The sequence below is a fragment of the Pseudomonas lurida genome (genome assembly GCF_002563895.1).
Lineage (GTDB): Bacteria > Pseudomonadota > Gammaproteobacteria > Pseudomonadales > Pseudomonadaceae > Aquipseudomonas > Aquipseudomonas lurida.
In genome coordinates, this window is record NZ_PDJB01000001.1 from 5,025,463 (window position 1) to 5,051,147 (window position 25,685).

Here is a 25,685-nt window from a genome sequence, read left to right on the forward strand (position 1 = left end):
TCCGAAATTCTGTAGAAACCTTGTCAATCCCGCCCCAGGCAGGACCTCTCGCTTTAAATCGCAACCCTTGTAACGCAAAGGCGCATCCGAAGATGCGCCTTTTTAGACTGCGTAAACCTCAGTGCGCTTTCACGCAGCAGCCTTACTCAGCCTTCGGCGTCTCGCGCAGACGGATGTGCAGCTCGCGCAGCGCCTTGGCGTCCACCACACCTGGAGCCTGGGTCATGACGTCCGCAGCGCTCTGGGTTTTCGGGAAGGCAATCACTTCACGGATCGACTGGGCGCCGGTCATCAGCATCACCAGGCGGTCCAGGCCGAATGCCAAGCCACCGTGCGGCGGCGCACCGTACTTGAGGGCGTCGAGCAGGAAGCCGAATTTCTCTTCCTGTTCGGCTTCGTTGATGCCCAACAGGCGGAAGACCGCTTGCTGCATCTCTTTGCGGTGGATACGGATCGAACCGCCACCCAGCTCGGTGCCGTTGAGGACCATGTCGTAGGCGCGGGACAGGGCGCCAGCCGGGTTGGCCTCCAGCTCGGCCGGCGAGCACTTCGGCGCGGTGAACGGGTGGTGCAAGGCGCTGAAGCTGCCGTCGTCGTTCTCTTCGAACATCGGGAAGTCAACGACCCACATCGGGGCCCACTCGCAGGTCAGCAGGTTCAGGTCGTGACCCAGCTTGATCCGCAGCGCGCCCAGGGCTTCGCTGACGATCTTGGCCTTGTCGGCACCGAAGAACACGATGTCGCCGTCGACCGCACCGACGCGATCGAGGATCACGTTCAAGTTGGCTTCCGGAATGTTTTTCACGATCGGCGATTGCAGGCCGTCAACACCGTTGGCGCGCTCGTTGACCTTGATGTACGCCAGGCCCTTGGCACCGTAGATGCCGACGAACTTGGTGTAGTCGTCGATCTGCTTGCGCGGCATGCTCGCGCCGCCAGGCACGCGCAGGGCGGCGATGCGGCATTTCGGGTCGTTGGCCGGGCCGCTGAACACCTTGAAGTCGACGTCCTTGAGCTGGTCGGCCACGTCCACCAGTTCCAGCGGGTTACGCAGGTCTGGCTTGTCGGAACCGTAGCGGCGCATGGCTTCTTCGAAGGTCATGTGCGGGAAGTCGCCGAACTCCAGGTCCAGCACTTCCTTGAACAGGTTGCGGATCATTTGTTCGGTCAGGCCCATGATCTCTTTTTCATCGAGAAAGCTGGTCTCGATGTCGATCTGGGTGAATTCCGGTTGGCGGTCAGCGCGCAGGTCCTCGTCACGGAAGCACTTGGCGATCTGATAGTAACGGTCGAAGCCGGCCACCATCAGCAGTTGCTTGAACAGCTGTGGCGATTGCGGCAGCGCGAAGAACGAGCCTGCGTGGGTACGGCTAGGCACCAGGTAGTCACGCGCGCCTTCCGGGGTGGCCCGGGTCAGGATCGGTGTCTCGACGTCCAGGAAGCCGTTTTCATCGAGGAATCGGCGGATGCTGGTGGTCATGCGCGAGCGCAGGCGCAGCTTCTCGGCCATTTCCGGACGACGCAGGTCCAGGAAGCGGTAACGCAGGCGGGTTTCTTCGCCGACGTCGGAGTATTCGTTGAGCGGGAACGGCGGGGTTTCCGACTCGTTCAGCACTTCCAGTTCATAGCCCAGCACTTCGATGCCGCCGGACGCCATGTTCTTGTTGACGGCACCGGCCGGACGCAGGCGAACCTTGCCGGTGATCTTCACGACGTACTCGCTGCGCACGCGGTCGGCCGCGGCGAAGCTCTCGGCGCGATCCGGGTCGAACACCACCTGGGCCAGACCATCACGATCACGGATATCGAGGAAGATCACCCCGCCGTGGTCGCGGCGACGGTGAACCCATCCGCAAAGGGTGATTTCCTGACCTTCCAGGGTCTCGTTCAGTTGGCCGCAATAGTGGCTGCGCATCATGGTAGTGGTTTCACTTCTCGTAATTCGAAATTCGGTGGAGGCCCGCCTCGTCACCGTACATTAAAGCAGGGGACGGATAATGCAGGAGCCTGCGCGTAGAGTTCAACTCAGTCTGCTTTGTCGCCGCCCGCCAGGTTCTTCTTCGAGCCGGTCTTGAAGTCGGTCTCGTACCAGCCGCTGCCGCTCAAGCGGAAGCCCGGCATGGACAACATCTTCTTGAGCTCCGGTGCCTGGCAGGCTGGGCAATCGACCAGCGGCGCTGCGCTGATCTTCTGAATGGCTTCCAACTGATGACCACAGGAAGCACATTGATAGTCGTACATGGGCATGGAGATGTCTCGGCGATCAGATCATTACTGCGCCACGCCTGCCCTACGGGTCCGCAGCATGCGTAGCAAAGCGCGGGATTATATCTGGTAAATCGAGGCAGTGCAGCCGGCTTTCTGCCTGGAGCCTCGCCCACCTTGATGGAGGGCCGGCCCCGAAGCCCGGTGACTATACCGGGGACTGTCCCAGGGAACATGAAGGCTCAATACGTCCTTTCAAGACGTGAACCACGCACACTACCCTGACCAACCCGCTGAAGTTTTTCACACCGCCATGACGCAAGTGCACTTCCCGATCAACATAAGACAGCAACGCACTGACTGAACAGGCATTGATCCTGGCTATTTCCGTGAGGATATTCCAATAGATCTGCTCCAGCCGCAGGCAAGTGGAAAACCCGTTGAGCCTTACCGACCGGGACAATGGCTTGGCCAGTCCCATGTCGAACCCTTTCGCAAAGGGATCGACCTTTATCTTATGAAAACCAGCGGTTTCCATCACTCCATTACCCACTCCGCGTGACATACACCTGACACTCCATTGCCAAACAGCAGCCCATGGGTTGTCCCATTGGGCGATGCCCCTATAAAACAGCAGGGAGACGCAGGCAGCCAGAAGACGCGGAGTTGATAGGCGTAGGAGAACGCCAGGAAATGCGCGGAAACAAGCGAGCAGCGCCACGACGGCGCCACTCAGGGCAGGCGTTTACTGATTTTCCAGCAGTGAGCGCAGCATCCACGCAGTTTTCTCGTGAACCTGCATGCGCTGGGTCAACAAGTCGGCAGTCGGCTCATCGCTGACCTTGTCGAGCAGAGGGAAGATGCCACGTGCGGTGCGAGTGACCGCCTCCTGGCCATCCACCAATTGCTTGATCATCTCTTCTGCGCTGGGCACGCTTTCTTCTTCCTTGATGGACGAAAGGCGGGCGTAGATCGAGTAGGCACCCGGCGCCGGGAACCCCAGGGCACGGATGCGCTCGGCGATGGAGTCCACCGCCAGGGCCAGTTCGTTGTACTGCTCCTCGAACATCAGGTGCAGCGTACGGAACATGGGACCCGTGACGTTCCAATGGAAGTTGTGGGTCTTCAGGTACAGTACATAGGTATCGGAAAGCAGTCGCGAAAGCCCGTCGACGATGGATTTACGATCTTCTTCACTGATACCGATATCGATTGCCATGTTTATCCCCTTCAATTGACAAGCATTCATTGATCAGGTGCAGGACCACTCTAGCAAGAGTCCCGGCGATGCGCAGCCCGGCGCGGCAATTCGCCCCGGTGTCTGGTGCGTGAAACGGTGCGGCCCGAGCCAAGGACTCAAGTAGGAAATATCCCTGCAAGCCGCTTGAAAAGCCCGCATGTGTCTAGGACAAGCGTTTGGCGCAGAAATGCCATCACCCTTGCAACGCCCCGAAATGCTTGATTTGAGTAGGCACACCCTTTGCTGTTAAATAGGCGACGTGTCGTCGCCGTTACTTTCTGCGGCAGCGGCATAGGCTGATACCCCGCGCACGTGCCCAACGCCTCCCATTGTTCAGAAGCGAACCGTGCCAGTCAGCTCTTCCTTGTGATCCGTCTTAACGTGAGTTAATCAAAATGTTGAAAATCGTCCACCTGCTAACGGGCGTTGCAGCTTTGCTGCTGTCCTTTATACCGAGCTTGCAACAGGGAAGTCCTCCCTACCTGGAACAACACGACGCTCTGTACCTGGCCTTGTTCGGCCTTCTTAACCTGACGCTGGCACCGGTGATCCCTTACTGGAACAAAGGCACACGTCATCAACTGCAAAACCTGGTCAGCGCGCTGCTGGTACTGACCGTTGTCGTACAAACCCTCACCCTCCTGGCACCGATGCCTGAAGTGGGTGGCCACCCGGCCATCCTGCTCAGCCTGGTGATTGCTGTGGTCGCCATCGTTCTTCACCTGGCCATCAGCTTCTACCGTTCGTCCCCTGCGGCCTCGTCGCAAACCTACGACATGACCAATCGGGATACCGGTACCGTCAAGTGGTTCAACACGTCCAAAGGCTTCGGCTTTATTTCCCGTGATTCGGGCGACGATATCTTCGTCCATTTCCGGGCTATTCGCGGCGAAGGCCACCGCGTCCTGGTAGAAGGCCAGCGCGTTGAATTCTCCGTCATGAATCGCGATAAAGGCCTGCAAGCCGAAGACGTGATAGCTGCACTGCCGCGTCGCTGATACCAGCCTTCGCAGCAAAAAAAACCGCGATCCAGCCTGGCTGGGTCGCGGCTTTTTTATGCACAGCTATTAATAGTGGGGCGGGGGCGCTTCTTCTTCGGAGGTTTCGAATTGGCCGCCCATCTCTTCCTGGCGCTTGAGCAGCGCAGTCATCTGCAATTGCAGGCGCTCGACCGCCCGCTGCTGGGTGACGAGGATGTCATTGAGGGTCTCGATGGTGTCATCCTGGAAAGCCAGGCGGCTTTCCAGGTCGGTAACGCGGTCTTGCAGATCCATGATTCAGCCCTGGGTAAAGATGAAGTCGGCGGGCAACAGCTCGCGCAGACGGGCGCGCATGGCCGCCACTTGTTCATCGGTGTACGGCTGCGCCGGATGTTTGCCCCATACCGGCGCCGGCCAGGCAGCATCGTCGCGCTTGCGCACGATCACATGCACGTGCAACTGGCTCACCACATTGCCCAGGGCGCCGATGTTCATCTTGTCGGCCGCCAGCCCTTCATTCAACCGTTGCGCCAGGGCCGTCGTCTCTTGCCACAACTGTTGCTGATCGGCGACATCCAGTTGAAACACTTCGCTGATACCGTTGATACGCGGCACCAGGATGAACCAAGGGTAGTTCGAATCATTGGACAGCAGCAGGCGGCACAGGGGGAAATCCCCAATGGCCAGCGTGTCTTGTTGAAGACGTTGATCTAAAGCGAACACCGCAGGCACTCCGTTCGGCAGGTCAGGTTCAAGGCACCAGCATACCTGCGAATCGCAGTCGCTTCACGCCAACCCTCACGCGCCCCGGCAAGGCGCACTGAAAAAAAACGCACCATTTCGAGACAAGTGAATATTTGGGCTACGCTCAATGACCAATCAAGCGGCGATTGGCCAGGCACTGATAAACCCATGTCAACGAGACCCGCGACTCAGAGGCCTCACGAATTGAGGCATTGAGCCATCACTGCGATCGACCGATACCTGGGGCACCGCACCAAAATGACCCATTTGTGCCTCAAAGAGATCCGGCGAGTACCCACTGAACGGGGTGAACCGGTAACGTTTTTGCAAAATCCAGGATGTGAGCGCCGCCCGACCGACACAAGGAGCGTGCATCGAGCCAAAACCAAACGGCGTAAAAACCCCGTGCTTATGCGGTTTTCACGAATCCACGACGCTTTTCACAAAAAAATGACATTCAATTATGGGTTTGGGCACGCTTGCTGCATTCATCCCCCTATCGTCGGCAACGGCACCACAAGGGAAGCAGGTGTTTCGCGATGAAAAACAGCAGCGGTTCAATGCGCGCCAAGGACGATTTCAAACTTTTAACGTAACGTTTCTTACGTTCTTTCACAGGGTTTGAAACAGTATTGAAGTTGTCAGCCTCGTTACAGGGAGGCTGTGAATTTGCGACATGGATATAGCAATCTACGACAAGCTCGTAAAGAAGCTGAAAGGAAAGTTGGGCACGTATCGCCAATATTGTCAGCGTGATATAACTTTGCGCCGACACAAAAAAGAAAGAGCCGCCCAGACAAAAATACAGGTGGGACGGCAGTACTCTTCCTAAAACCAAAGGAGCAAATCACGATGCGCGTGATGAAGTGGAGCATGATCGCCCTGGCTGTTTCAGCAGGCACCTCGCAGTTCGCAATGGCGTCCGCCCAAAGCGATTCCAAAGGCTTTGTTGAAGACAGCACTTTCAGCATTAATACTCGCGCTCTGTACTTCAGCCGCGACTTCCGCAACAACCCGTCGGGCCCAGACTCCCAGAGCCGCGCCGAAGAAACCGGCCTGGGCTTCAATGCCCTGTACGAATCGGGCTTCACCCAGGGCACCATCGGCGTCGGCGTCGACGTGATCGGCCTGCTGGGCGTCAAGCTCGACAGCGGCAAGGGTCGTGCCGGTACCGGTCTGTTCCCAACCGGTTCCGACGGTCGCTCGCAAGACGACTACTCCAAAGGCGGCGGTGCCGTTAAGTTCCGTATCTCCAATACGGTCCTGAAAGTCGGTGACCAGTACACCACGGCTCCTGTGTTCGCCTCTGACGACAGCCGCTTGCTGCCAGAGCTGCCACAAGGTATCTCGATCACCAGCAGCGAGATCAAGGGCCTGAAACTGGAAGGCGGTCACTTCACTTCCAGCGTTGCGCAGAACCAGACCTACCACGACAGCCTTGGCCTGACCAAAACCGACTTCGTCGGTGGTGTCTACTCGTTCACGCCTGAGTTCACCGGCAGCCTGTACTACGCGAAGACCGAAGATTACTTCCGCAAGTACTACAGCAACCTGAACTGGACCCACGCGCTGAGCGACGACCAGTCCTTCGCCCTGGACTTCAACATCTACGACACCAAGAGCGAAGGCGAAGGCCTGCAACGTGCTTCCAAAGACAGCGATCTGCCGTTCGCAGACCGCACCAAGCTCGACAACCGTGCGTTCAGCTTGCAGGGCGCATACACCATCGGTGCTCACACTTTCACCCTGGCAGCCCAGAAAGTCACCGGCGACGGCGACTATGGCTACGGCGTAGACGGTGGCGGTAGCGTGTTCCTGGCCAACTCCGTTGCCCGTTCCGACTTCAACGCCGAAGGCGAGAAGTCCTACCAGGCTCGCTACGACATCAACATGGCGACCTTTGGCATTCCTGGTCTTAGCTTCATGACTCGTTATGTCACCGGTAGCGGCGCCAACACTGCCACCACCTCGAACGGTAAAGAGTGGGAACGCGACATCGAAGCCAAGTACGTGGTACAGAGCGGCCCAGCGAAAAACCTGAGCCTGCGTCTGCGTCAAGCCACTTATCGCTCCGGCGATGGCGTGTACTACGGTTCGCCTTCGATCGACGAACTGCGTCTGATCGCGAACTACCCGCTGAACATCTTGTAATTGACGGTTTAATTACAACGATGGGTTAAGGCTTCGGCCTTAAACAAAAAGCCGCTCTCTTGTTAATCAAGGGAGCGGCTTTTTTATGGCTGTAATGTTTCAGCACGAGAATAACTAGCAAGCTAACTAACTAGATTGGCGCTTGCAACTGGAACCTGACCTAACGGCCAAGTTCTAGACTGTTGGCTCGCGTTACTTGGCGACTGTTTCCTGCATCACGCGAATAACCCGTTGCGGAAAGGGAATATCAATCCCTGCGGCTTTCAAACGGTCGCGTGCCAGTTCGTTCAACATGAATACCACGTCCCAATAATCCGCCGTCTTGGTCCAGCAACGCAGGGAGACGGTGATCGAGCTGTCGCCCAAGGTCGAAACCACTGCCACAGCGGCCGGATCTGCCAGTACGCGCGGGTCTTTCGCCAGTTCCAGCAGCACTTCACGGGCTTTCTGCAGGTCGGCTTCATAGTCGACACCCACGTCAAACACCACCTTGCGGGTCGGCTGACGGTTGGTGTTGGTGATGAGGCCGTTGGACAGACTGCCGTTGGGGATGATCACAGTCTTGTTGTCGCCGGTGCGCAACACGGTGTGGAAGATCTGGATGCTGTCGACGGTGCCGGAAGTGCCCTGGGCTTCGATCCAGTCACCAATGCGGAACGGGCGGAACAACAGAATCAGCACGCCGCCCGCGAAGTTCGCCAGGCTGCCTTGCAGTGCCAGGCCGATGGCCAGGGTGGCGGCACCGATCGCGGCAACGAACGACGTGGTTGCCACGCCGATCATCGAGGCCACGTTGACCACCAGCATGACCTTGAGCGCAATGTTCGCCAGGCTGGTAATGAAGTGTTGCAGCGCCAGGTCTGCATTACGCAGTGCCAGCAAACGCCCTACTCGGTGGGTCAACACGTTGATCAGCCACCAACCGATGGCCAGGGTGATCACCGCCAGCAAAAACCGGCTGCCGTATTCCATGATCATCGGCAACCACGACTCCGAGGTCTTGATCAGGTGATCCATTTCAGCGTTCAAATCCATCTACATTCTCCTGTTTACCGGATGTTCGGCATATTGAGTGACCCTAAATGCAATTGAGCCCCGTAGGGCTCAATGGTGGGCGCAGGTTGTGGGGCGTCGGACGTCAAAAACGCCCGCGGGTTCCCCAAAGTGCCATCAGTCGCGGAAGTTATTGAACTGCAGCGGCATGTCGAACGTCTTGGCGCGCAGGGCCGCGATGGCCTCTTGCAGGTCGTCACGTTTCTTGCCGGTAACGCGAACCTGCTCGCCCTGGATCGCTGCCTGGACTTTCAGCTTGGCGTCCTTGATGTGGGCGACGATCTTCTTCGCCAGCTCCTTGTCGATGCCTTCCTTGAGGATGGCTTCCTGCTTCATCAGCTTGCCGGAGGCGTAGGCGTCCTTGATCTCAAGGCACTGCGCGTCGATCTTGCGCTTGACCAGCGACAGTTTGAGGATCTCGATCATCGCTTCCAGCTGGAAATCGGCTTCAGCGGTCAGGTTGACGGTCAGTTCCTTTTCCTTGAATTCGAAGCTGCCCTTGCCTTTCAAGTCATAGCGACGGTCCAGTTCCTTGACGGCGTTCTCGACGGCGTTGGTGACTTCGTGTTTGTCCAGTTCGGATACCACGTCGAACGAAGGCATGTCATTTCTCCAATATAAGGGGCGGGCTCAGTAGAGATGGAGCGCGCCCGAGCTAAAATGCCGGGGCATTATAGCGGTTCTTTCGCCGCGTTCACTGTGAGCGACCCCAAGGAGCACAAACAGATGTCGACCACCTGGCATATTCTCGGCGCCGGCAGCCTGGGCACACTCTGGGCCACTCGTCTGGCGCGTGCGGGCGTGCCCGTGCGGTTGATCCTGCGTGATGCGGCACGCCTGGCCAGCTATCAGGCGGCCAACGGGCTGACGCTGGTGGAGCACGGTGTCGCACACACCTACCCGGTGATCGCAGAAACGCCTGACAGCCCAGAGCCGATTCATCGCCTGCTGGTGGCGTGCAAGGCCTACGACGCCCAAGGCGCCGTCGCACAGTTACAACACCGACTGGCGCCCGATGCCGAGCTGGTCCTGCTACAGAACGGCCTCGGCAGCCAGGATGCGGTCGCCGCGCAACTGCCCCAGGCCCGCTGCATTTTTGCCTCCAGCACCGAAGGCGCGTTTCGCGATGGCGAGTGGCGCGTCGTGTTTGCCGGCCATGGCTACACCTGGCTGGGGGACGCCAGCCACCCTACCCCGCCGCTGTGGCTGGAGGACTTGCACGCCTCAGGCATCCCCCACGATTGGAGTGCCGATATCCTCACGCGGCTGTGGCGCAAGCTGGCACTCAATTGCGCCATCAACCCACTGACGGTGCTGTACCAGTGCCGCAACGGAGCACTGCAAGCCCATCACTGCGAAGTCGCCACCCTGTGCGCAGAACTGGCTGAACTGCTGCAATGCTGCGGCCAGCCCGCTGCCGCGCTGGACCTGCAGCACGAAGTGGAACGGGTGATCCAGGCCACAGCCGCCAATTACTCCTCCATGTACCAGGACGTGGCCGCCGGCCGGCGCACCGAAATCAGCTATCTATTGGGCTATGCTTGCCAGGCGGCCGCCCGCCACCAACTGAACCTGCCGCATTTGCAACAGCTGCAAGTGCGCTTGGTCGAGCAGTTGCTCGCACGCGGATTGCCCCGCGACTGAGCCACGCGCTACCCTGCCCGCCTGTCTATCACCTGGGAAAAACCTGATGCCGCTGCGCCAGCGTCTTGAAAACCTACCGGTCGGGCAGAAACTGCTGGCCGCCCTGCTGGTGCTGTTGACCACCGTACTGCTGGTGGCCAACCTGACCTTTATCAGCGCCGCCTACTGGATCTCCCAGGAAAGCATGGCCCCCCAGGCCTTGCAGGCCATTGGTCGCCTGGTGTCCAACCCCGCGCTCGCCGCCGAAGCCCTCGAGTCGCCCGCCAAGGCGCAAGCCTTGCTCAATGAGCTGACCAGTTATTCCCCCTTGCGCGCCGCCGCCCTGTACGACGGTGAAGGCAACCGCCTGGCGCAGATGCAACACGGCGACCGCCTGCACCTGCCCGACAACTACCGGCATATCGAAGCCTGGCGTGTCACTGAGTTTCGCAGCAACCAGATCATCACCTTGCCCCGCGCAGGGCAGCCGTCCGGGCATCTGCTGCTGGTGGCCAGTAGCGAGCTGCCGGTGGCGTTCTATACCGGCACGCTGACGGCCAGCCTGGGCATCCTGATTTTCAGCGTGTTGTTGTGGCTGGTCATCGCCCGCCAGATCAAACGCCTGATCACCCGGCCGATCCACGAACTGGAAGAGTTGTCGCGCCAGGTCACCCGCGAAGAGAACTACGCCCTGCGCGCCGGCCGTGGCAACCACGATGAAATCGGCAGCCTGGCCGAAGCCTTCAACACCATGCTGTCGCGCATCGAAGCCCGCGAGCAGCAGCTCAAGCGCGCACGGGATGACTCCCAGGCGGCCTATGACCAGGCACAAGGCTTGGCCGAAGAGACGCGCCACACCAACCGCAAGCTGGAGCTTGAAGTCCAGGTTCGCAGCAAGATCGAGAAAAAACTCACCGGTTTCCAGAATTACCTGAACAGCATCATCGACTCGATGCCCTCGGCACTGATCGCCCTGGATGAACAACTCTACGTCACCCAATGGAACCAGGAAGCCAGTGCGCTATCCGGCACACGCCTGGACGAAGCCCTGAACCAGCCTATCTACCTGGCGTTCCAGCCGCTCAAGCCTTACTTGCCGCAGATCAGGGCAGCGGTCGAGCAACACACCGTGGAGCGGATCGAGCGGGTCACATGGTTCAAGGACGACGAAGCCAAGCACTACGCGCTCACCTTCTACCCACTGATGGGCGGCGCCGGGCGTGGCGTGGTGATCCGTATCGATGACATCACCCAGCGGTTGTCCCTGGAAGAAATGATGGTGCAGTCGGAAAAAATGCTCTCCGTGGGGGGCCTGGCCGCCGGCATGGCCCACGAGATCAACAACCCGCTGGGGGCGATCCTGCATAACGTGCAGAACATTCGCCGCCGTCTGTCTCCCGACCTGCCCAAGAACCTGGAACACGCTGAGCAGGCAGGCATCGCGCTGGAGACGGTCAACCACTACCTGCAAAGCCGCGAAGTGCCGCAACTGCTCGATGGCATCCAGCAAGCCGGGGCACGGGCGGCGAAAATCGTCACCCACATGCTCAGCTTCAGTCGCCGCAGCAATCGGCAGATGGCACCGTGCGACTTACCGGCGCTGATCGACCAGGCGGTGGAAATCGCCGGTAACGACTTCGACCTGACCATTGGCTTTGACTTCAAGGGCCAGGCGATCATCCGCCAGTTCGATCCCCAACTGGGCCCGGTACCTGGCACCGCCAACGAACTGGAACAGGTCCTGCTCAACCTGCTGAAAAACGCCGCCCAGGCCATCCACCTGCGTGAAGATGACAGCGAGCCGGGGCGCATTATCCTGCGTACTCGCCTCAACCCGCCGTGGGCGGAGATACAAGTGGAAGACAATGGCATCGGTATGAGCGAAAACGTGCGCAAACGCACCTTCGAGCCGTTCTTTACCACCAAGGAAATCGGCCAGGGCACCGGGCTTGGGTTGTCGGTGTCGTATTTCATCATCACCAACAACCACAAGGGCCAGATGGAAGTGCACTCGACCCTCGGCCAAGGCACTTGCTTCACCCTGCGCCTGCCCCTGGCCGGCAGCCAACTGCCACCTTACGAACTCACGCAACTGGAGCAATGACCATGGGCTTTCGCCTGTCGAAGATCTACACCCGCACCGGTGACAAAGGCGAGACTGGCCTGGGCGACGGCCGTCGCGTGCCCAAGGACCACCCACGGGTGGAAGCGATTGGTGAAGTGGACACGCTGAACAGTCAGCTGGGATTGTTGCTGGCCACTCTGGAAGAACAGAGCGGCAAGCATCCAGCACTCACGGATGTGATCGAAGTGCTGACGCCTTGCCAGCATCGCTTGTTCGACCTCGGCGGTGAGCTGGCAATGCCGGTGTACAAGGCGTTGAATGCCGCAGAGGTGGATCGATTGGAGGCCGCGATTGACCGCTGGAATGAGGAAGTGGGGCCGCTGGAGAACTTCATCTTGCCCGGTGGCTCGGCGTTGATCGCCCAAGCCCATGTGTGCCGCAGCCTGGCGCGCAGTGCAGAGCGTAGGTGCCAGCATTTGAACGCGATTGAGCCGTTGGAGGGCGTGGGGTTGGCGTATATCAATCGGTTATCGGACTTATTGTTCGTGGCCGCCAGGGTGATCGCCAGGCGCCAGGGTGTGGCCGAAGTGTTGTGGCAAGCTGCCGCCAAGCCACACTGATGCGTCTAAGTTGAATGACAGGGCCTAATCGGGGGCAAGCCCCCTCCCACACTTGAATGTGTTCACACGTCAAATGGGAGAGCTGGCTTGCCTGCGAAGAGGCCCTTCAGAACAACATCAAACCTCAGGCCAGAACGCCCGGATCCCTGCGACACCCTGAGCCCCGGTTTCCCAAGCCTTCTCCCGATCAGCCGGCCCTACCCCGCCCAGCAGAAACACCGGCTTGCTGAACCCGCGGATCAATTCTGCCGCCTGCTCCCAACCCAACGGTTGCGCATCGGGATGCGTCTGGGTCGGCTGCACCGGCGACAACGTGACAAAATCCACGTCCATCATTTCCGCCAATGCCAGTTCCTCAGCGTTGTGGCACGAGGCCGCCAGCCAGCGATCTTTTGGCAGTGGCCGTCCCTTGCTGGCGTATTTACGCAGTTGCGCGGCCGTCATGTGCCAACCCGCTGCTGGAAAATCCCCCAGCCATTCAAACGGCCCCTTGAGCATCAGTTGCGCCTTGCCCGCGCACAGCCCCACCGCATCGACCGCAAGGTCACGGTACTTGGGGTCATAGCCGTTGGGCGCGCGCAGTTGCACCAGCTTGATGCCGCCAGCAATGGCTTTCTGGATACCGCGCAGTAACGTCGGGGGTTCCAGCTCGCCCGGCGTGACCAGGTACTCGGCAGGCAGGCGCGCGGCCGCAACGATCGGCGCGTTGGCCGCCGGGAACTCATAGTTGAGCAGATCCCGAGGGGCAACCCATTCCAACGGCTGCCCTTCGACACCATGGGGCTCGCCGGTAAAGGCCGAGACTTCCCAGACATCCAGCAACACCTGCTTGTCCGGGTAGTCATGTTGCACCTTGATCAGCGGCCGCGCGGTAGTGACCTGGATCCCCAGTTCTTCCTGCAGTTCGCGGGACAGGGCACTGGCGACCGATTCATCGGCCTCCACCTTGCCCCCGGGAAACTCCCAGAGGCCGCCCTGGTGCTGGGTATCGGCACGGCGCGCCAGCAGGATCCTGCCGTCGACACCGCGGATCACCGCTGCTGCTACATGCACTCGTTTCACCGCGCTTTTCCTCTTGGCTGTCAGGTACGGTATTCCGCGTTGATCTTCACGTATTCGTGGGACAGGTCGGTCGTCCAGATGGTTTCGCTGCACGCGCCGCGACCCAGCTCGATGCGGATGGTGATTTCTTCTTGCTGCATCACCGCCGAGCCCTGGGCTTCGGTGTAGGTCTCGGCACGGGCACCACGGCTGGCGATGCACACGTCACCGAGGAACACGTCGATCTTGCTCACGTCCAGGTCCGGCACGCCGGCACGGCCGACGGCTGCCAGGATGCGGCCCCAGTTCGGGTCCGAGGCGAACAGTGCGGTCTTGATCAGCGGCGAGTGAGCCACGGTGTAACCAACATCCAGGCATTCCTGGTGATTGCCGCCGCCATTGACTTCAACCGTTACGAATTTGGTCGCGCCTTCGCCGTCGCGCACGATGGCCTGGGCCACCTCCATGCACACTTCGAACACGGCCTGCTTCAACGCCGCGAACAGCGGGCCGCTGGCCTCGGTGATCTCCGGCAGGTTGGCCTGGCCAGTGGCGATCAGCATGCAGCAGTCGTTGGTCGAGGTGTCGCCATCGATGGTGATGCGGTTGAACGATTTATTGGCACCGTCCAGGATCAGGCTGTGCAGCACATCGCGGGAGACTTTGGCGTCGGTGGCGATATAACCAAGCATGGTGGCCATGTTCGGACGGATCATGCCGGCGCCCTTGCTGATGCCGGTCACGGTGACGGTCACGCCATCGTGCACGAACTGGCGGCTCGCGCCTTTTGGCAAGGTGTCAGTGGTCATGATGCCAGTAGCAGCGGCCGCCCAGTTATCCACAGACAGGTCGTCCAGCGCGGCTTGCAGTGCGCCTTCGATTTTTTCCACAGGCAGCGGCTCACCGATGACGCCGGTGGAGTATGGCAGCACTTGGCTGGCGTCCACGCCGGCCAATTGGGCCAGCTTCGCGCAGGTGCGCGCGGCTGCCACCAGGCCCGGTTCGCCGGTGCCGGCGTTGGCATTGCCGGTGTTGGTCAGCAGGTAACGGATCGTGCCGGCCACGCGTTGCTTGGCCAGGATCACCGGCGCAGCGCAGAACGCGTTGAGGGTGAACACACCGGCGACGGTCGAGCCTTCGGCACAGCGCATCACCACCACATCCTTGCGCCCTGCGCGCTTGATGCCGGCCGAAGCGATACCGAGTTCGAAACCGGCAACCGGGTGCAATGTGGGCAACGGACCAAGACCAACAGCCATGAATGCGCTCCTTAAAAATAGGTGATGTCTGTGCCGGCGTGATTGACGGCGTAATTAATGGCAAAACGCCGCGACGGCAAAGGCCGGTCGCGGCGCAGGGTGTTGCAGCGTCAGGCAAAAATCTTAGTTGATTTCGCCGTGGCAGTGTTTGAACTTCTTGCCCGAACCGCACCAGCACAGTTCGTTGCGGCCCAGCTTCTGGTCATTGCGTACCGGGGTTTGAGCCAAGGCCACATCGACCTCTTCGCCCAATACCTCAGGGGCTTCCAGGCCTGGCGCTTCGTCGTGCTGGAACTGCATGCGCGCGGCCAGTGCCTCGGCTTCCTGACGCAGGCGGGCTTCTTCCTCGATCGGGTCTTCGCGACGCACCTGAACGTGGGACAGCACGCGGATAGAATCGCGCTTGATCGAATCCAGCAGCTCGGAGAACAGCGTGAACGACTCGCGCTTGTACTCCTGCTTCGGGTTTTTCTGGGCGTAGCCACGCAGGTGGATACCGTGACGCAGGTGATCCATGGTCGACAGGTGGTCTTTCCACAGGTCGTCCAACACGCGCAGAACGATTTGTTTCTCGAAGGTGCGCAGGGCTTCGGCACTTGCCTGCTCTTCTTTCTCGTTGTACGCGGCCAGCAATTCGGCCATCAGTTTTTCGCGCAGGGTTTCTTCGTACAGGTGATCGTCTTCGTCCAACCATTGCTGAACCGGCAAGTCGACACCAAAATCGCTCTTCAACGCGGCTTCCAGACCGGCAACATCCCACTGCTCTGGCAGGGATTGTGGCGGGATGTGTGCGCTGACGGTGGCATTGAGCACGTCCTGACGGAAGTCAGCGATGGTCTCGCCAATGTTGTCGGCGGCCAGCAACGTGTTACGCATGTGATAGATCACTTTACGCTGTTCGTTGTTGACGTCATCGAACTCGAGCAGTTGCTTACGAATGTCGAAGTTGCGGCCTTCCACCTTGCGCTGGGCTTTCTCGATGGCGTTGGTCACCATGCGGTGCTCGATCGCTTCACCGGACTGCATGCCCAAGGCCTTCATGAAGTTCTTCACCCGATCAGAGGCGAAGATACGCATCAGGCTGTCTTCCAGCGACAGGTAGAAGCGGCTGGAACCGGCGTCACCCTGACGGCCGGCACGACCACGCAGCTGGTTGTCGATACGGCGCGACTCGTGACGCTCGGAGGCGATCACCTGCAGGCCACCGGATTCCAGCACGGCCTGGTGGCGTTTCTGCCAATCAGCCTTGATCTGGGCGATCTGCTCTGGCGTCGGGTTGTCCAGGGAAGCCACTTCCACTTCCCAGTTGCCGCCCAACAGGATGTCGGTACCACGACCGGCCATGTTGGTGGCAATGGTTAGTGCGCCTGGGCGACCGGCCTGGGCAATGATCTCGGCTTCCTTTTCGTGGAACTTGGCGTTGAGTACCTTGTGCTCGATGCCTTCCTTGTTGAGCAGGTTGGACACGTGCTCGGACGTTTCGATGGTGGCAGTACCCACCAGGATCGGACGACCCTGGGCCATGCCGTCCTTGATGTCGTTGATGATTGCCGCGTATTTCTCTTCGGCCGTCAGGAACACCAGGTCGTTGTAGTCTTTACGCGCCAACGGCTTGTTCGGCGGAATGACCATCACGGCCAGGTTGTAGATCTGGTGGAACTCGAACGCTTCGGTGTCGGCCGTACCGGTCATGCCGGACAGCTTGTTGTACAGACGGAAGTAGTTCTGGAAGGTGGTGGACGCCAACGTCTGGCTTTCAGCCTGGATGTTGAGCCCTTCCTTGGCTTCGATGGCCTGGTGCAGGCCTTCGGACAGGCGACGACCCGGCATGGTACGGCCGGTGTGCTCGTCGACCAGCACAACCTGGCCATCCTGCACGATGTATTCAACGTTGCGATGGAACAGCTTGTGGGCACGCAGGCCAGCATACACGTGGGTCAACAGGCCCAGGTTGTGTGCCGAGTACAGGCTTTCACCCTCGGCCAGCTCCCCGATCTGGGTCAGCATCTCTTCGACGAACTGGTGACCGGCTTCGTTGAGCTCGACCTGGCGGGTCTTCTCGTCGATGCTGAAGTGACCTTCTTTGGTCACCACGCCTTCCACTTCCTCGATGTGCTGCTCCAGGCGCGGGATCAACTTGTTGATCTCGGTGTACAGGCGCGAGCTGTCTTCGGCCTGGCCGGAGATGATCAGCGGGGTACGGGCTTCGTCGATGAGGATGGAGTCGACTTCGTCGATCACGGCAAAATTGAGTTCGCGCTGGAATTTTTCTTCCATGCTGAACGCCATGTTGTCGCGCAGGTAGTCGAAACCGAATTCGTTGTTGGTGCCGTAGGTGATGTCGGCGGCGTATGCGGCGCGCTTCTCTTCCGGCGGCTGGAACGGCGTTACCACGCCGACGGTCAGGCCGAGGAATTCATACAGCGGGCGCATCCAGTTGGCGTCACGGCGAGCCAGGTAGTCGTTCACCGTCACAACGTGCACGCCCTTGCCGGACAGCGCATTGAGGTAAACGCCCAGGGTTGCCACCAGGGTCTTGCCTTCACCTGTGCGCATTTCGGCAATCATGCCTTCATGCAAGGTCATGCCGCCGATCAACTGGACGTCGAAGTGGCGCATGCCCATGACACGCTTACCGGCTTCACGGGCGACCGCAAAGGCTTCGGGAAGCAGCTTGTCGAGGGTTTCACCTTTGGCTATGCGGGCCTTGAACTCTTGGGTCTTGGCGCGCAATTGCTCGTCCGACAGGGCAACCATCTGCTCTTCGAAGGCATTGACCAGCTGCACCGTCTTGAGCATGCGTTTGACTTCGCGCTCATTCTTGCTTCCAAAAAGTTTCTTTAACAAAGGCGCAAACATATCGGCAGGTTCTTCCACACATAGGGATGGAGGGCGCACCGTCAGTGGCCCGAGCAGCCCTCACGGCCGCATGCGAACGCGCATTCTACCCGGATTCGTGGGTGAGGAAAGTGGCGTTGTTCCCCGATGCAGGCATGGGGCTGTGAGAGGGCTTGTTTAAAATAAGGGCTTTTGCCGGAACTTCAACCCATGGAACGCAGAAGTTACCTATTGATTTTACGCACGACACGCGGTGGATGCATGGCCAGGGGGCCTACAGGCGCTTTCTGCTAAGATGGCCGCTCTGTTACTTAAGGTGTCCAATAATGGCATTTCGCCCCCTGACAGCCCGTGCACCCGCCGTGTTGCTTCGCGATGCCAAGCCGCTGAAAGCCATCTTTGGCCATGCGAAACGCTTGGGCCAGTTGCAACGCCTGCTCGAAAGCCAGCTGCAACCGGCCGCGCGCGAACATTGCCGCGTGGCGTCGTGGCGTGAAGGTCACCTGCTGCTCATTGTCACGGATGGCCACTGGGCTACGCGTTTGCGCTATCAGCAAAAACGCTTGCAGCGCCAATTGATGGCCTTTGATGAATTCGCCGGGCTGACACGCATTCAGTTCAAGGTACAGCCGCCCACCACCCTGCCTGGCGTGGTGGAACATACTCATGATCTTTCGACGACTGCGGCCGAAACCATTCAGGCAACCGCCGACGGGATCAGCAACCCAGCCTTGCGCGCGGCGCTCGAAAGACTGGCGGCCCACGCCAAGCCCAAGCCCTGACCCGCTATTTGCGCTTGCTACCGCCCAACAGCGACCCCAACAAGCCACGCACCAGTTGCCGCCCCATCTGATTGGCGGCTTGCTGCATCGCGGACTTCAGCGCCTTGCCCGCCGTCGTGCCCAGGAACGCCCCGGCTTTGTCGGTGAAACTCGGTTCGTCGCTGGCCGGCTTGGCCTCGTCTGTTGGCCCCAGCGCCTTGCGTGACATCAGCACTTCATAAGCCGATTCGCGGTCGATGGGCTTGTCATAACGCCCCTGCAACGTTGAACTGGCCACCAGCGCAGCGCGTTCGACGTCGCTGAGCGGGCCAATCCGCGATTGCGGCGGTGCAACCAATACGCGCTGGACGACTTCCGGCGTGCCCTTTTCCTGCAACGTGCCCACCAAGGCCTCCCCCGTGCCCAGCTCGGTCAATACCGACAAGGCATCAAATGCCGGGTTTGGCCGAAACCCGTCCGCTACGGCGCGCAGGGATTTCTGTTCCTTGGTCGTGAACGCCCGCAGGCCATGCTGGATGCGCAGGCCGAGCTGGGCCAGCACGCTGTCCGGCAGGTCGCCTGGGGATTGGGTGACAAAATACACCCCCACGCCCTTGGAGCGAATCAGCCGTACCACTTGTTCAAGACGGTCCTGCAGCGCCTTGGGCGTGTCGGCGAAGAGTAAATGCGCTTCATCAAAAAACAGCGCCAACAGCGGTTTGTCTGCGTCACCGCGCTCGGGCAACTGTTCGAACAACTCCGCCAACAGCCACAGCAGGAACGTCGCGTACACCTTCGGCGCCTCGTGCACCAGCCGGCTGGCGTCCAGCAGGTGGATGCGCCCGCGCCCGTCGCCGGCAGGTTGCAGGATATCTTCCAACTGCAGGGCCGGCTCGCCGAACAAGGCTTCAGCACCCTGCTGTTCCAATACCGCCAGACGACGCAACAGCGCCTGGCTGGAACCGGTGGTCATCAGCGCCGCATCTTCTCCGAGCAACTCCGGGTGATAGCGCAGGTGGTTGAGGAGCGCCTTGAGGTCCTTGAGGTCCAGCAACAGCAGGCCTTCGCGATCCGCGACCTTGAAGGCTGCGTACAGGGCCGACTGCTGGCTGTCGGTGAGTTCCAGCAGGCTGCCCAGCAACAACGGGCCCATTTCGCTGATGGTGGTGCGCAACGGATGACCGGACTGCCCGTGAATATCCCACAGCGTGACCGGGTAGGCCTTGGCCGTGTAATTGAGGAAGGGCATGCCGGCGATACGCTCGGCAACCTTGCCTTGAGGATTTGCCGCAGCCCCCAGGCCGCACAGGTCACCCTTGATGTCCGCGGCAAATACGGCCACACCGGCATCACTGAAGGCTTCTGCCAGGCGTTGCAACGTGACGGTCTTGCCCGTGCCGGTGGCGCCGGCGATCAACCCGTGACGGTTGGCCAGGCGCAGGGCCTGGGCAATAGGCTGGCCGGAGAGGTCGGCACCGATAAGCAGTTGTGTGGAGTCAGGCATTTCGTCACCCATGGTTAATCTTTAGTGTCGCCAGGTCGATACAGGCAGATGTGAGACCCACAAAGTCTAAAAATAGGTCAGATAGTTCCTACAGGGACCCACAGAGCTATCACAAGAAGTATCACACCTTTTTTGACGCTGCCATTTTGCGCCTCCCATAAGGACGCGCTTCGGATATTAAGACCTTAGCGGACCCTACAAGCCATGAATAAAAATCTGCGCTTCAGCCACAAAATCCTGCTTGCAGCCTCCCTTATCGTCATCGCCGCTTTCGCGCTATTTACCCTCTATAACGACTACCTGCAACGCAACGCGATTCGCGACGATCTCAACAACTACCTGCATGAAATGGGGGATGTCACCGCCAGCAACATTCAAACCTGGCTCACCGGGCGCATTGCCCTGGTGGAAAACGCCGCACAAAACATCGCCATCAACCCCGAGCCCTCCGCGGTTGCCAGCCTGCTGGAACAGAAAGCCCTGACCTCTTCATTCATGGCAACCTACGTCGGTGACAGCAAGGGCGCATTCACCATCCGCCCTGACACCAAGATGCCAGAGGGCTTCGATCCGCGCGTACGGCCCTGGTACAAAGGCGCCCAGAGCAGCAACGGCTCAACCCTGACCGAACCCTATATCGATGCTGCCACCGGCAAATTGATCATTTCCGTTGCCACGCCCAGCACCCAGGGCACCCAGAGCATCGGCGTGGTCGGTGGCGACCTGAGCCTGCAAACCCTCGTGGACAACATTGGCGCGCTGAACTTCGGCGGCATGGGCTATGCGTTCCTGGTCAGTGCCGATGGCAAGGTACTGGTACACCCGGACAAAAACCTGGTGATGAAGACCCTGGCTGACGTGTACCCGAACAACACCCCGAAAATCAGTGCAGACTTCAGCCAAGTCGAAGCCAACGGCAAGGACACTATCGTGACCTTTACGCCGATCAAGGGCTTGCCCTCGGTGAACTGGTACCTCGGTATTGCAGTAGATAAAGACAAATCCTTCGCCATGCTCAGCGAATTCCGCACCTCGGCGGTCATCGCCACGATCATTGCCGTGGTCATCATCATCGCGCTGCTCGGCATGCTGATCCGCGTACTCCTGCAACCGTTGCATGTGATGACCCGTGCCATGCAGGACATCGCCGACGGCGAGGGCGACCTTACACGCCGCCTGACGATCCAGAATCACGATGAATTCGGCACACTGGGTAACGCCTTCAACCGGTTCGTGGAGCGTATTCATACGTCGATCCGCGAAGTTTCCTCGGCCACCGAACAGGTCAATGAGGTGGCACTGCGCGTGGTCAGTGCGTCCAACTCGTCGATGGTCAACTCCGACGAGCAGGCCAACCGAACCAACAGCGTTGCCGCCGCGATCAATCAATTGGGGGCCGCGGCCCAGGAAATCGCACGCAATGCCGCGCAGGCCTCCCATCAGGCCAGCGACGCACGGCACCTGGCTGAAGACGGCCAGCAAGTGGTAGAGCGCAATATCAAGGCGATGAACCAGCTGTCCGCGATGATCAGCGCCTCCAGCAGCAATATCGAAGCGCTCAATAGCAAGACGGTGAATATCGGCCAGATTCTCGAGGTGATCACCAGCATTTCCCAACAGACCAACCTGCTGGCACTCAACGCCGCGATTGAAGCGGCCCGCGCCGGGGAAGCCGGGCGCGGTTTTGCAGTGGTCGCGGATGAAGTGCGCAACCTGGCGCATCGCACTCAGGAATCGGCGCAACAAGTGCAGAAGATGATCGAGGAGCTGCAAGTCGGCGCCCGGGAGTCGGTGAGCACCATGAGTGAAAGCCAGCGCCACAGCCTCGACAGCGTGGACATTGCCAACCTGGCCGGTGAACGCCTCAACAGCGTGACCCAACGCATCGGCGAGATCGATGGCATGAACCAGTCGGTCGCCACCGCCACGGAAGAACAAACCTCAGTGGTGGAGTCGATCAACATGGACATTACCGAGATCAATACCCTTAATCAGGAAGGCGTGGAAAACCTGCACTCCACCCTGCGCGCCTGTTCCGACCTGGAGCAGCAAGCCGCGCGATTGAAGCAACTGGTGGGCAGTTTCCGGATCTGATCCTGGGGGGACGATTACTTGCCCTCGGGCTCGAAGTTGCCCCGTTCGCGCTCCCACAATTGGGCGGCACCGGGAAAATCGGTGCCGTCATCGTTGTCCAGGTCATCCGGATCAAACCGACTCAGACATCCCTCCCCCACTGTCGCCGGGGCTTTTGATGTGGCTTTGTCCAGCGGATCACTCATTGCTCAATCCTCATCGACACGCATAGAAAAAGGGCCTGGAACGATTTAACGACCAGGCCCTTCATTCTTCAATCACAACACGTCGGTCAGAATACGACCGTCTTGTTGCCGTGCACCAGCACGCGGTCTTCAAGGTGATAACGCAGGCCACGGGCCAACACCATCTTCTCGACGTCGCGGCCGAAACGCACCATGTCTTCAATGCTGTCGCTGTGGCTGACACGCACCACGTCCTGCTCGATGATCGGGCCGGCGTCGAGCTCTTCGGTGACGTAGTGGCACGTGGCGCCGATCAACTTCACGCCACGCAGGGAAGCCTGGTGGTAAGGCTTGGCGCCCACGAACGAGGGCAGGAAGCTGTGGTGAATGTTGATCACCTTGCCGGCATATTCGCGGCACAGCTCCGGCGGCAGGATCTGCATGTAGCGCGCCAGCACCACGACGTCGGCTTCATGCTGCTTGACCAGTCGGGAGACTTCGGCGAAGGCCGGCTCCTTGTCCTGCGGGTTGACCGGCACGTGGTAATACGGGATGCCATGCCACTCGACCATGCTGCGCAGGTCGTCGTGGTTTGAAATCACGCAAGCGATCTCGCAGTCCAGCTCATCACTGTGCCAGCGGTGCAGCAAATCGGCCAGGCAGTGGGATTCGCGGCTGGCCATCAACACCACGCGCTTTTTCTGCTCGGTGTCGGTGATATGCCAGGTCATCGAAAACTCTTCGGCGATCGGCGCAAAGGCCTCGCGGAAGGCCTCAAGGCCGAAGGGCAGCGTATCGGCACGGATCTCATGACGCATGAAGAACCAGCCGCTGAGATTGTCCGAGTGATGACTCGCCTCGGTGATCCAGCCGTTGTGGGAGGCCAGAAAGTTACTGACTTTGGCAACGATGCCAACCCGGTCCGGGCAAGCAATCACCAGCCGAAAAGTGCGCATTAGGGGGAAACTCCAGAACTTCGCAAAGGCCGCCATTCTAGCGATTGCGCAGGAAAACTGCAGTATTCGTTAACGCTTATTCTGATCGCCGGCCCGCGCATTGCCCCTTAATAGCCTATGGTTTTACCACCTTTATATGAATCTACTGCGTCACCCGACGGCTGTTCCGTGCAATTCAAGGAGATTATCTTTAGGTCGACGCCCTAATAATTAACTCGAATGCGCAGTCCTGCTACAAACATTCAAAGTAATTCACATAAATGCGACCTTAAATGTTTACTTGGGCAAACCGCCTGACTATTATTGGGCCACGCTCCCTGTCAATCAGCGCTCTACATAAGGTAGTCCACATGTCTCTGATCAACGAATACCGCGCCACCGAAGAAGCTATCAAAGAGCTGCAAGCCCGTTTGAAGAACCTGTCCCAAGACGACAAACTGCAAACCGAGCTGGAATTCGAAGGCAAATTGCGCACCCTGATGGGTGAATACTCCAAATCCCTGCGTGACATCATCGCGCTGCTGGATCCAGAGTCGAAAGTTAAAGCACCGCGCGGCGCTGTGAAAACTACCGGCACCAAGCGTGCTCGCAAGGTCAAGCAATACAAAAACCCGCACAACGGTGAAGTGATTGAAACCAAAGGTGGCAACCACAAAACGCTGAAAGAGTGGAAAGCCAAGTGGGGCGGTGACGTGGTTGAAGGTTGGGCTACCCTGCTGGGCTAAGCCTCGCCAGGCTCACGCCTGATACGCGACACATTAAAAACGCCAGCCTGCTGGCGTTTTTTATTGCCTGCCTATTTTGTGACAGCCGACTACAAATTCATCCGCGCGGCCAGAGTGTCCGCATATTCCTGCCATTGCTCCAGCACCCCATGCTGAAACGGCGTGGCACTAACGGCGAACTCCTGCCGGGCCTGATTAAATGCCTCAAGGGTATTCGGCGCGCCCCACTCCGGGTTCGACAAACGTTGCTGACAAAAAAGTTTCCAGCGTAGTTGTTCGTCGCTGTTCAAGGTGTCGGGGAAGTTACGCGCGCGGTAGCGAAACAATAATTCAGGCAAACGGTGATCATCAAAAGGCCACTGCTGGCGTGCTAATTGCGCAGGCTCGGCCGTCCGGACTTGTTCGCATAAACGTCGATCACGGTCTCCGATAAAACCGTCGTAAAGCTGCTGTTCCGGGTCGGCGCTCGCCGCGAAATCTTCTTCGGCATAAATGACCGCTAACTTATCGCGCCAAAGTTCCTGTGCGTCAGTTAGCCGCAGTGCCCGCTCCTGATAAATAGCCATGTCCAAGTGCAGGCGTTCACGGTCTTGTGCCCTCAGCACATTCAAGGGAGCGACCACGGGGCAACGATTGATATGCACCAATTTGAGCGGCACCGGCAGTTCGCCCTCGGCCAGATCGTCGCGGCGGGTGTAAAGGCGTTGGCGCAAGGCATCCGCATCCAGGTCCAGCAGCCCCTGCGGATCGAGCCCGAGGTCGCAGACGATCAAGGCATTGCGATTGCGCGGGTGCCACGCCAGCGGCAGCACAACCCCCAGGTAATGACGCTCGGCGGAAAAGCGCCCGGAGATGTGCACCATCGGCTGCAACAAGCGCACCTGGTCCATCACGCGTTGTTTGCTGCGTAGCTGAAACAGCCACTCATATAGCTTGGGTTGTTTCTCGCGAACCCGTCGGGCCAAGGCGATCGTGGCGCGCACATCGGACAACGCATCGTGGGCCTGGCCATGGGCGATACCGTTGGCTTCGGTCAGGCGCTCCAGCTTGAGCGTGACGCGCCCATCCTGCTGCGGCCATTCAATGCCCTCCGGGCGCAACGCGTAGGCAGTACGCACCACATCGATCAAATCCCAGCGACTGTTACCGCCCTGCCATTCCCGCGCATAAGGGTCGAAGAAATTGCGATACAAGCTGTAGCGCGTCATTTCATCGTCAAAGCGCAAGGTGTTGTACCCGGCGCCACACGTTCCCGGAGCGGCCAGTTCAGCATGCACACGGGTCATGAAGTCGGCCTCGGCAAGGCCCTTTTCCGCGAGTATCGCAGGGGTGATACCAGTAATCGCGCAGGCCACCGGGTGAGGCAGGATATCGTCGCTGGGCTGGCAAAAAAGATTGACCGGCGTGCCGATCTCATTGAGTTCGACGTCCGTGCGAATACCGGCTACCTGGAGTGGGCGATCGTTGCGCGGGTTGATGCCGGTGGTTTCATAGTCGTACCAGAAAATGGAGGTCACGGGCTGATCCTGTACTGAAGATCGACAAAGTCTAGGCGCTGGACAGCGTCCGCGACCAGCACCAAATGAACTGTACAAATATCCAGTAAAACCTTGAGTGGTTGCTTCCATCGCCGACACTGCTAGCATCCGTGTCTCCCAGCCA

The 25,685-nt window shown here is 59.4% G+C and carries 23 protein-coding genes and 1 pseudogene; 9 read left to right on the forward strand and 15 right to left on the reverse strand.

Annotated features, from left to right (window positions below; translation table 11 throughout):
* Positions 1 to 142: 142 nt before the first annotated feature.
* The 4 genes from aspS to ATH90_RS22865 all read right to left on the reverse strand — a co-directional run bounded on the left by aspS (position 143) and on the right by ATH90_RS22865 (position 3,424).
* On the reverse strand, positions 143 to 1,918 hold the full coding sequence (gene aspS, locus ATH90_RS22850; protein WP_025854764.1) for an aspartate--tRNA ligase: 1,776 nt from the start codon (positions 1,916 to 1,918) through the stop codon (positions 143 to 145).
* Between the two features lie 107 nt (positions 1,919 to 2,025).
* Positions 2,026 to 2,247, reverse strand: coding sequence for an FmdB family zinc ribbon protein (locus tag ATH90_RS22855; protein WP_010208103.1), 222 nt, complete (start codon positions 2,245 to 2,247; stop codon positions 2,026 to 2,028).
* Positions 2,248 to 2,413: 166 nt separating this feature from the next.
* Positions 2,414 to 2,770 (reverse strand): ribbon-helix-helix domain-containing protein, encoded by a 357-nt coding sequence (locus ATH90_RS22860; protein ID WP_080758321.1) that lies wholly within the window; start codon positions 2,768 to 2,770, stop codon positions 2,414 to 2,416.
* A gap of 180 nt (positions 2,771 to 2,950) precedes the next feature.
* Complete coding sequence (locus tag ATH90_RS22865) at positions 2,951 to 3,424, reverse strand: Dps family protein (protein ID WP_034109153.1); 474 nt, start codon at positions 3,422 to 3,424, stop codon at positions 2,951 to 2,953.
* A 416-nt stretch (positions 3,425 to 3,840) separates the two neighbouring features.
* On the opposite strand from ATH90_RS22865, the gene ATH90_RS29760 reads away from it, so the two are divergent.
* On the forward strand, positions 3,841 to 4,443 hold the full coding sequence (locus ATH90_RS29760) for a cold-shock protein (protein ID WP_025854767.1): 603 nt from the start codon (positions 3,841 to 3,843) through the stop codon (positions 4,441 to 4,443).
* Between the two features lie 69 nt (positions 4,444 to 4,512).
* Here the strand turns inward: ATH90_RS29760 and ATH90_RS22875 are convergent, their stop codons facing one another.
* Together ATH90_RS22875 and ATH90_RS22880 are read right to left on the reverse strand one after the other, a co-directional pair.
* On the reverse strand, positions 4,513 to 4,719 hold the full coding sequence (locus ATH90_RS22875; protein WP_015885618.1) for a SlyX family protein: 207 nt from the start codon (positions 4,717 to 4,719) through the stop codon (positions 4,513 to 4,515).
* 3 nt (positions 4,720 to 4,722) lie between these two features.
* Positions 4,723 to 5,148 (reverse strand): HIT domain-containing protein, encoded by a 426-nt coding sequence (locus ATH90_RS22880; RefSeq protein WP_034109154.1) that lies wholly within the window; start codon positions 5,146 to 5,148, stop codon positions 4,723 to 4,725.
* Between the two features lie 873 nt (positions 5,149 to 6,021).
* On the opposite strand from ATH90_RS22880, the gene ATH90_RS22885 reads away from it, so the two are divergent.
* Positions 6,022 to 7,320 carry an OprD family porin gene (locus ATH90_RS22885; protein WP_034109155.1) on the forward strand — a complete coding sequence of 433 codons (1,299 nt, stop codon included), beginning with the start codon at positions 6,022 to 6,024 and terminating at the stop codon, positions 7,318 to 7,320.
* 192 nt (positions 7,321 to 7,512) lie between these two features.
* Here ATH90_RS22885 and ATH90_RS22890 read toward each other — a convergent pair whose 3' ends face one another.
* On the reverse strand, positions 7,513 to 8,355 hold the full coding sequence (locus ATH90_RS22890) for a mechanosensitive ion channel family protein (RefSeq protein WP_034109156.1): 843 nt from the start codon (positions 8,353 to 8,355) through the stop codon (positions 7,513 to 7,515).
* Positions 8,356 to 8,490: 135 nt separating this feature from the next.
* Positions 8,491 to 8,976 carry a YajQ family cyclic di-GMP-binding protein gene (locus ATH90_RS22895; protein WP_010208088.1) on the reverse strand — a complete coding sequence of 162 codons (486 nt, stop codon included), beginning with the start codon at positions 8,974 to 8,976 and terminating at the stop codon, positions 8,491 to 8,493.
* 123 nt (positions 8,977 to 9,099) lie between these two features.
* Between ATH90_RS22895 and ATH90_RS22900 the strand changes: the two genes are divergently transcribed.
* Genes ATH90_RS22900 through ATH90_RS22910 form a run of 3 tightly spaced genes read left to right on the forward strand, consistent with a single transcriptional unit; the run spans position 9,100 to position 12,681 of the window.
* Positions 9,100 to 10,017 carry a putative 2-dehydropantoate 2-reductase gene (locus ATH90_RS22900; RefSeq protein WP_098467306.1) on the forward strand — a complete coding sequence of 306 codons (918 nt, stop codon included), beginning with the start codon at positions 9,100 to 9,102 and terminating at the stop codon, positions 10,015 to 10,017.
* Between the two features lie 46 nt (positions 10,018 to 10,063).
* Complete coding sequence (locus ATH90_RS22905; RefSeq protein WP_034109158.1) at positions 10,064 to 12,100, forward strand: sensor histidine kinase; 2,037 nt, start codon at positions 10,064 to 10,066, stop codon at positions 12,098 to 12,100.
* Positions 12,101 to 12,102: 2 nt separating this feature from the next.
* Positions 12,103 to 12,681: a cob(I)yrinic acid a,c-diamide adenosyltransferase gene (locus ATH90_RS22910; protein ID WP_034109159.1), complete on the forward strand. Its 579-nt coding sequence runs from the start codon at positions 12,103 to 12,105 to the stop codon at positions 12,679 to 12,681.
* Positions 12,682 to 12,798: 117 nt separating this feature from the next.
* On the opposite strand, the gene ATH90_RS22915 is transcribed toward ATH90_RS22910, so the two are convergent.
* The 3 genes from ATH90_RS22915 to secA all read right to left on the reverse strand — a co-directional run bounded on the left by ATH90_RS22915 (position 12,799) and on the right by secA (position 17,840).
* Positions 12,799 to 13,743 carry a Nudix family hydrolase gene (locus ATH90_RS22915; RefSeq protein ID WP_034109160.1) on the reverse strand — a complete coding sequence of 315 codons (945 nt, stop codon included), beginning with the start codon at positions 13,741 to 13,743 and terminating at the stop codon, positions 12,799 to 12,801.
* 20 nt (positions 13,744 to 13,763) lie between these two features.
* On the reverse strand, positions 13,764 to 14,981 hold the full coding sequence (argJ, locus tag ATH90_RS22920; RefSeq protein WP_098467307.1) for a bifunctional glutamate N-acetyltransferase/amino-acid acetyltransferase ArgJ: 1,218 nt from the start codon (positions 14,979 to 14,981) through the stop codon (positions 13,764 to 13,766).
* 123 nt (positions 14,982 to 15,104) lie between these two features.
* Positions 15,105 to 17,840, reverse strand: coding sequence for a preprotein translocase subunit SecA (secA, locus tag ATH90_RS22925; RefSeq protein WP_034109162.1), 2,736 nt, complete (start codon positions 17,838 to 17,840; stop codon positions 15,105 to 15,107).
* A gap of 305 nt (positions 17,841 to 18,145) precedes the next feature.
* Here secA and ATH90_RS22930 point away from each other — a divergent pair, with 305 nt between their 5' ends.
* The gene (locus ATH90_RS22930) at positions 18,146 to 18,601 is read left to right on the forward strand and encodes a DUF721 domain-containing protein (protein ID WP_098467308.1); all 456 of its coding nucleotides are present in this window, start codon (positions 18,146 to 18,148) and stop codon (positions 18,599 to 18,601) included.
* 4 nt (positions 18,602 to 18,605) lie between these two features.
* Here the strand turns inward: ATH90_RS22930 and ATH90_RS22935 are convergent, their stop codons facing one another.
* The gene (locus tag ATH90_RS22935; RefSeq protein WP_034109379.1) at positions 18,606 to 20,084 is read right to left on the reverse strand and encodes a helicase HerA-like domain-containing protein; all 1,479 of its coding nucleotides are present in this window, start codon (positions 20,082 to 20,084) and stop codon (positions 18,606 to 18,608) included.
* 204 nt (positions 20,085 to 20,288) lie between these two features.
* On the opposite strand from ATH90_RS22935, the pseudogene ATH90_RS30010 reads away from it, so the two are divergent.
* Positions 20,289 to 21,320, forward strand: a pseudogene (locus tag ATH90_RS30010) (HAMP domain-containing protein); the annotation flags it as partial.
* Positions 21,321 to 21,413: 93 nt separating this feature from the next.
* A complete protein-coding gene (locus tag ATH90_RS30015; protein ID WP_371919453.1) occupies positions 21,414 to 22,178 on the forward strand; it encodes a methyl-accepting chemotaxis protein in 765 nt (254 codons plus the stop codon).
* Between the two features lie 14 nt (positions 22,179 to 22,192).
* Here the strand turns inward: ATH90_RS30015 and ATH90_RS29435 are convergent, their stop codons facing one another.
* Entirely contained in the window at positions 22,193 to 22,363 is a 171-nt protein-coding gene (locus ATH90_RS29435; protein WP_164403693.1) for a hypothetical protein, read from the reverse strand.
* A gap of 86 nt (positions 22,364 to 22,449) precedes the next feature.
* Entirely contained in the window at positions 22,450 to 23,298 is an 849-nt protein-coding gene (purU, locus tag ATH90_RS22945; RefSeq protein WP_015885632.1) for a formyltetrahydrofolate deformylase, read from the reverse strand.
* 350 nt (positions 23,299 to 23,648) lie between these two features.
* Between purU and mvaT the strand changes: the two genes are divergently transcribed.
* The gene (gene mvaT, locus ATH90_RS22950; RefSeq protein ID WP_005790963.1) at positions 23,649 to 24,023 is read left to right on the forward strand and encodes a histone-like nucleoid-structuring protein MvaT; all 375 of its coding nucleotides are present in this window, start codon (positions 23,649 to 23,651) and stop codon (positions 24,021 to 24,023) included.
* Between the two features lie 89 nt (positions 24,024 to 24,112).
* Here mvaT and sbcB read toward each other — a convergent pair whose 3' ends face one another.
* Complete coding sequence (gene sbcB / locus ATH90_RS22955; protein WP_034109165.1) at positions 24,113 to 25,540, reverse strand: exodeoxyribonuclease I; 1,428 nt, start codon at positions 25,538 to 25,540, stop codon at positions 24,113 to 24,115.
* Positions 25,541 to 25,685 lie beyond the last annotated feature (145 nt).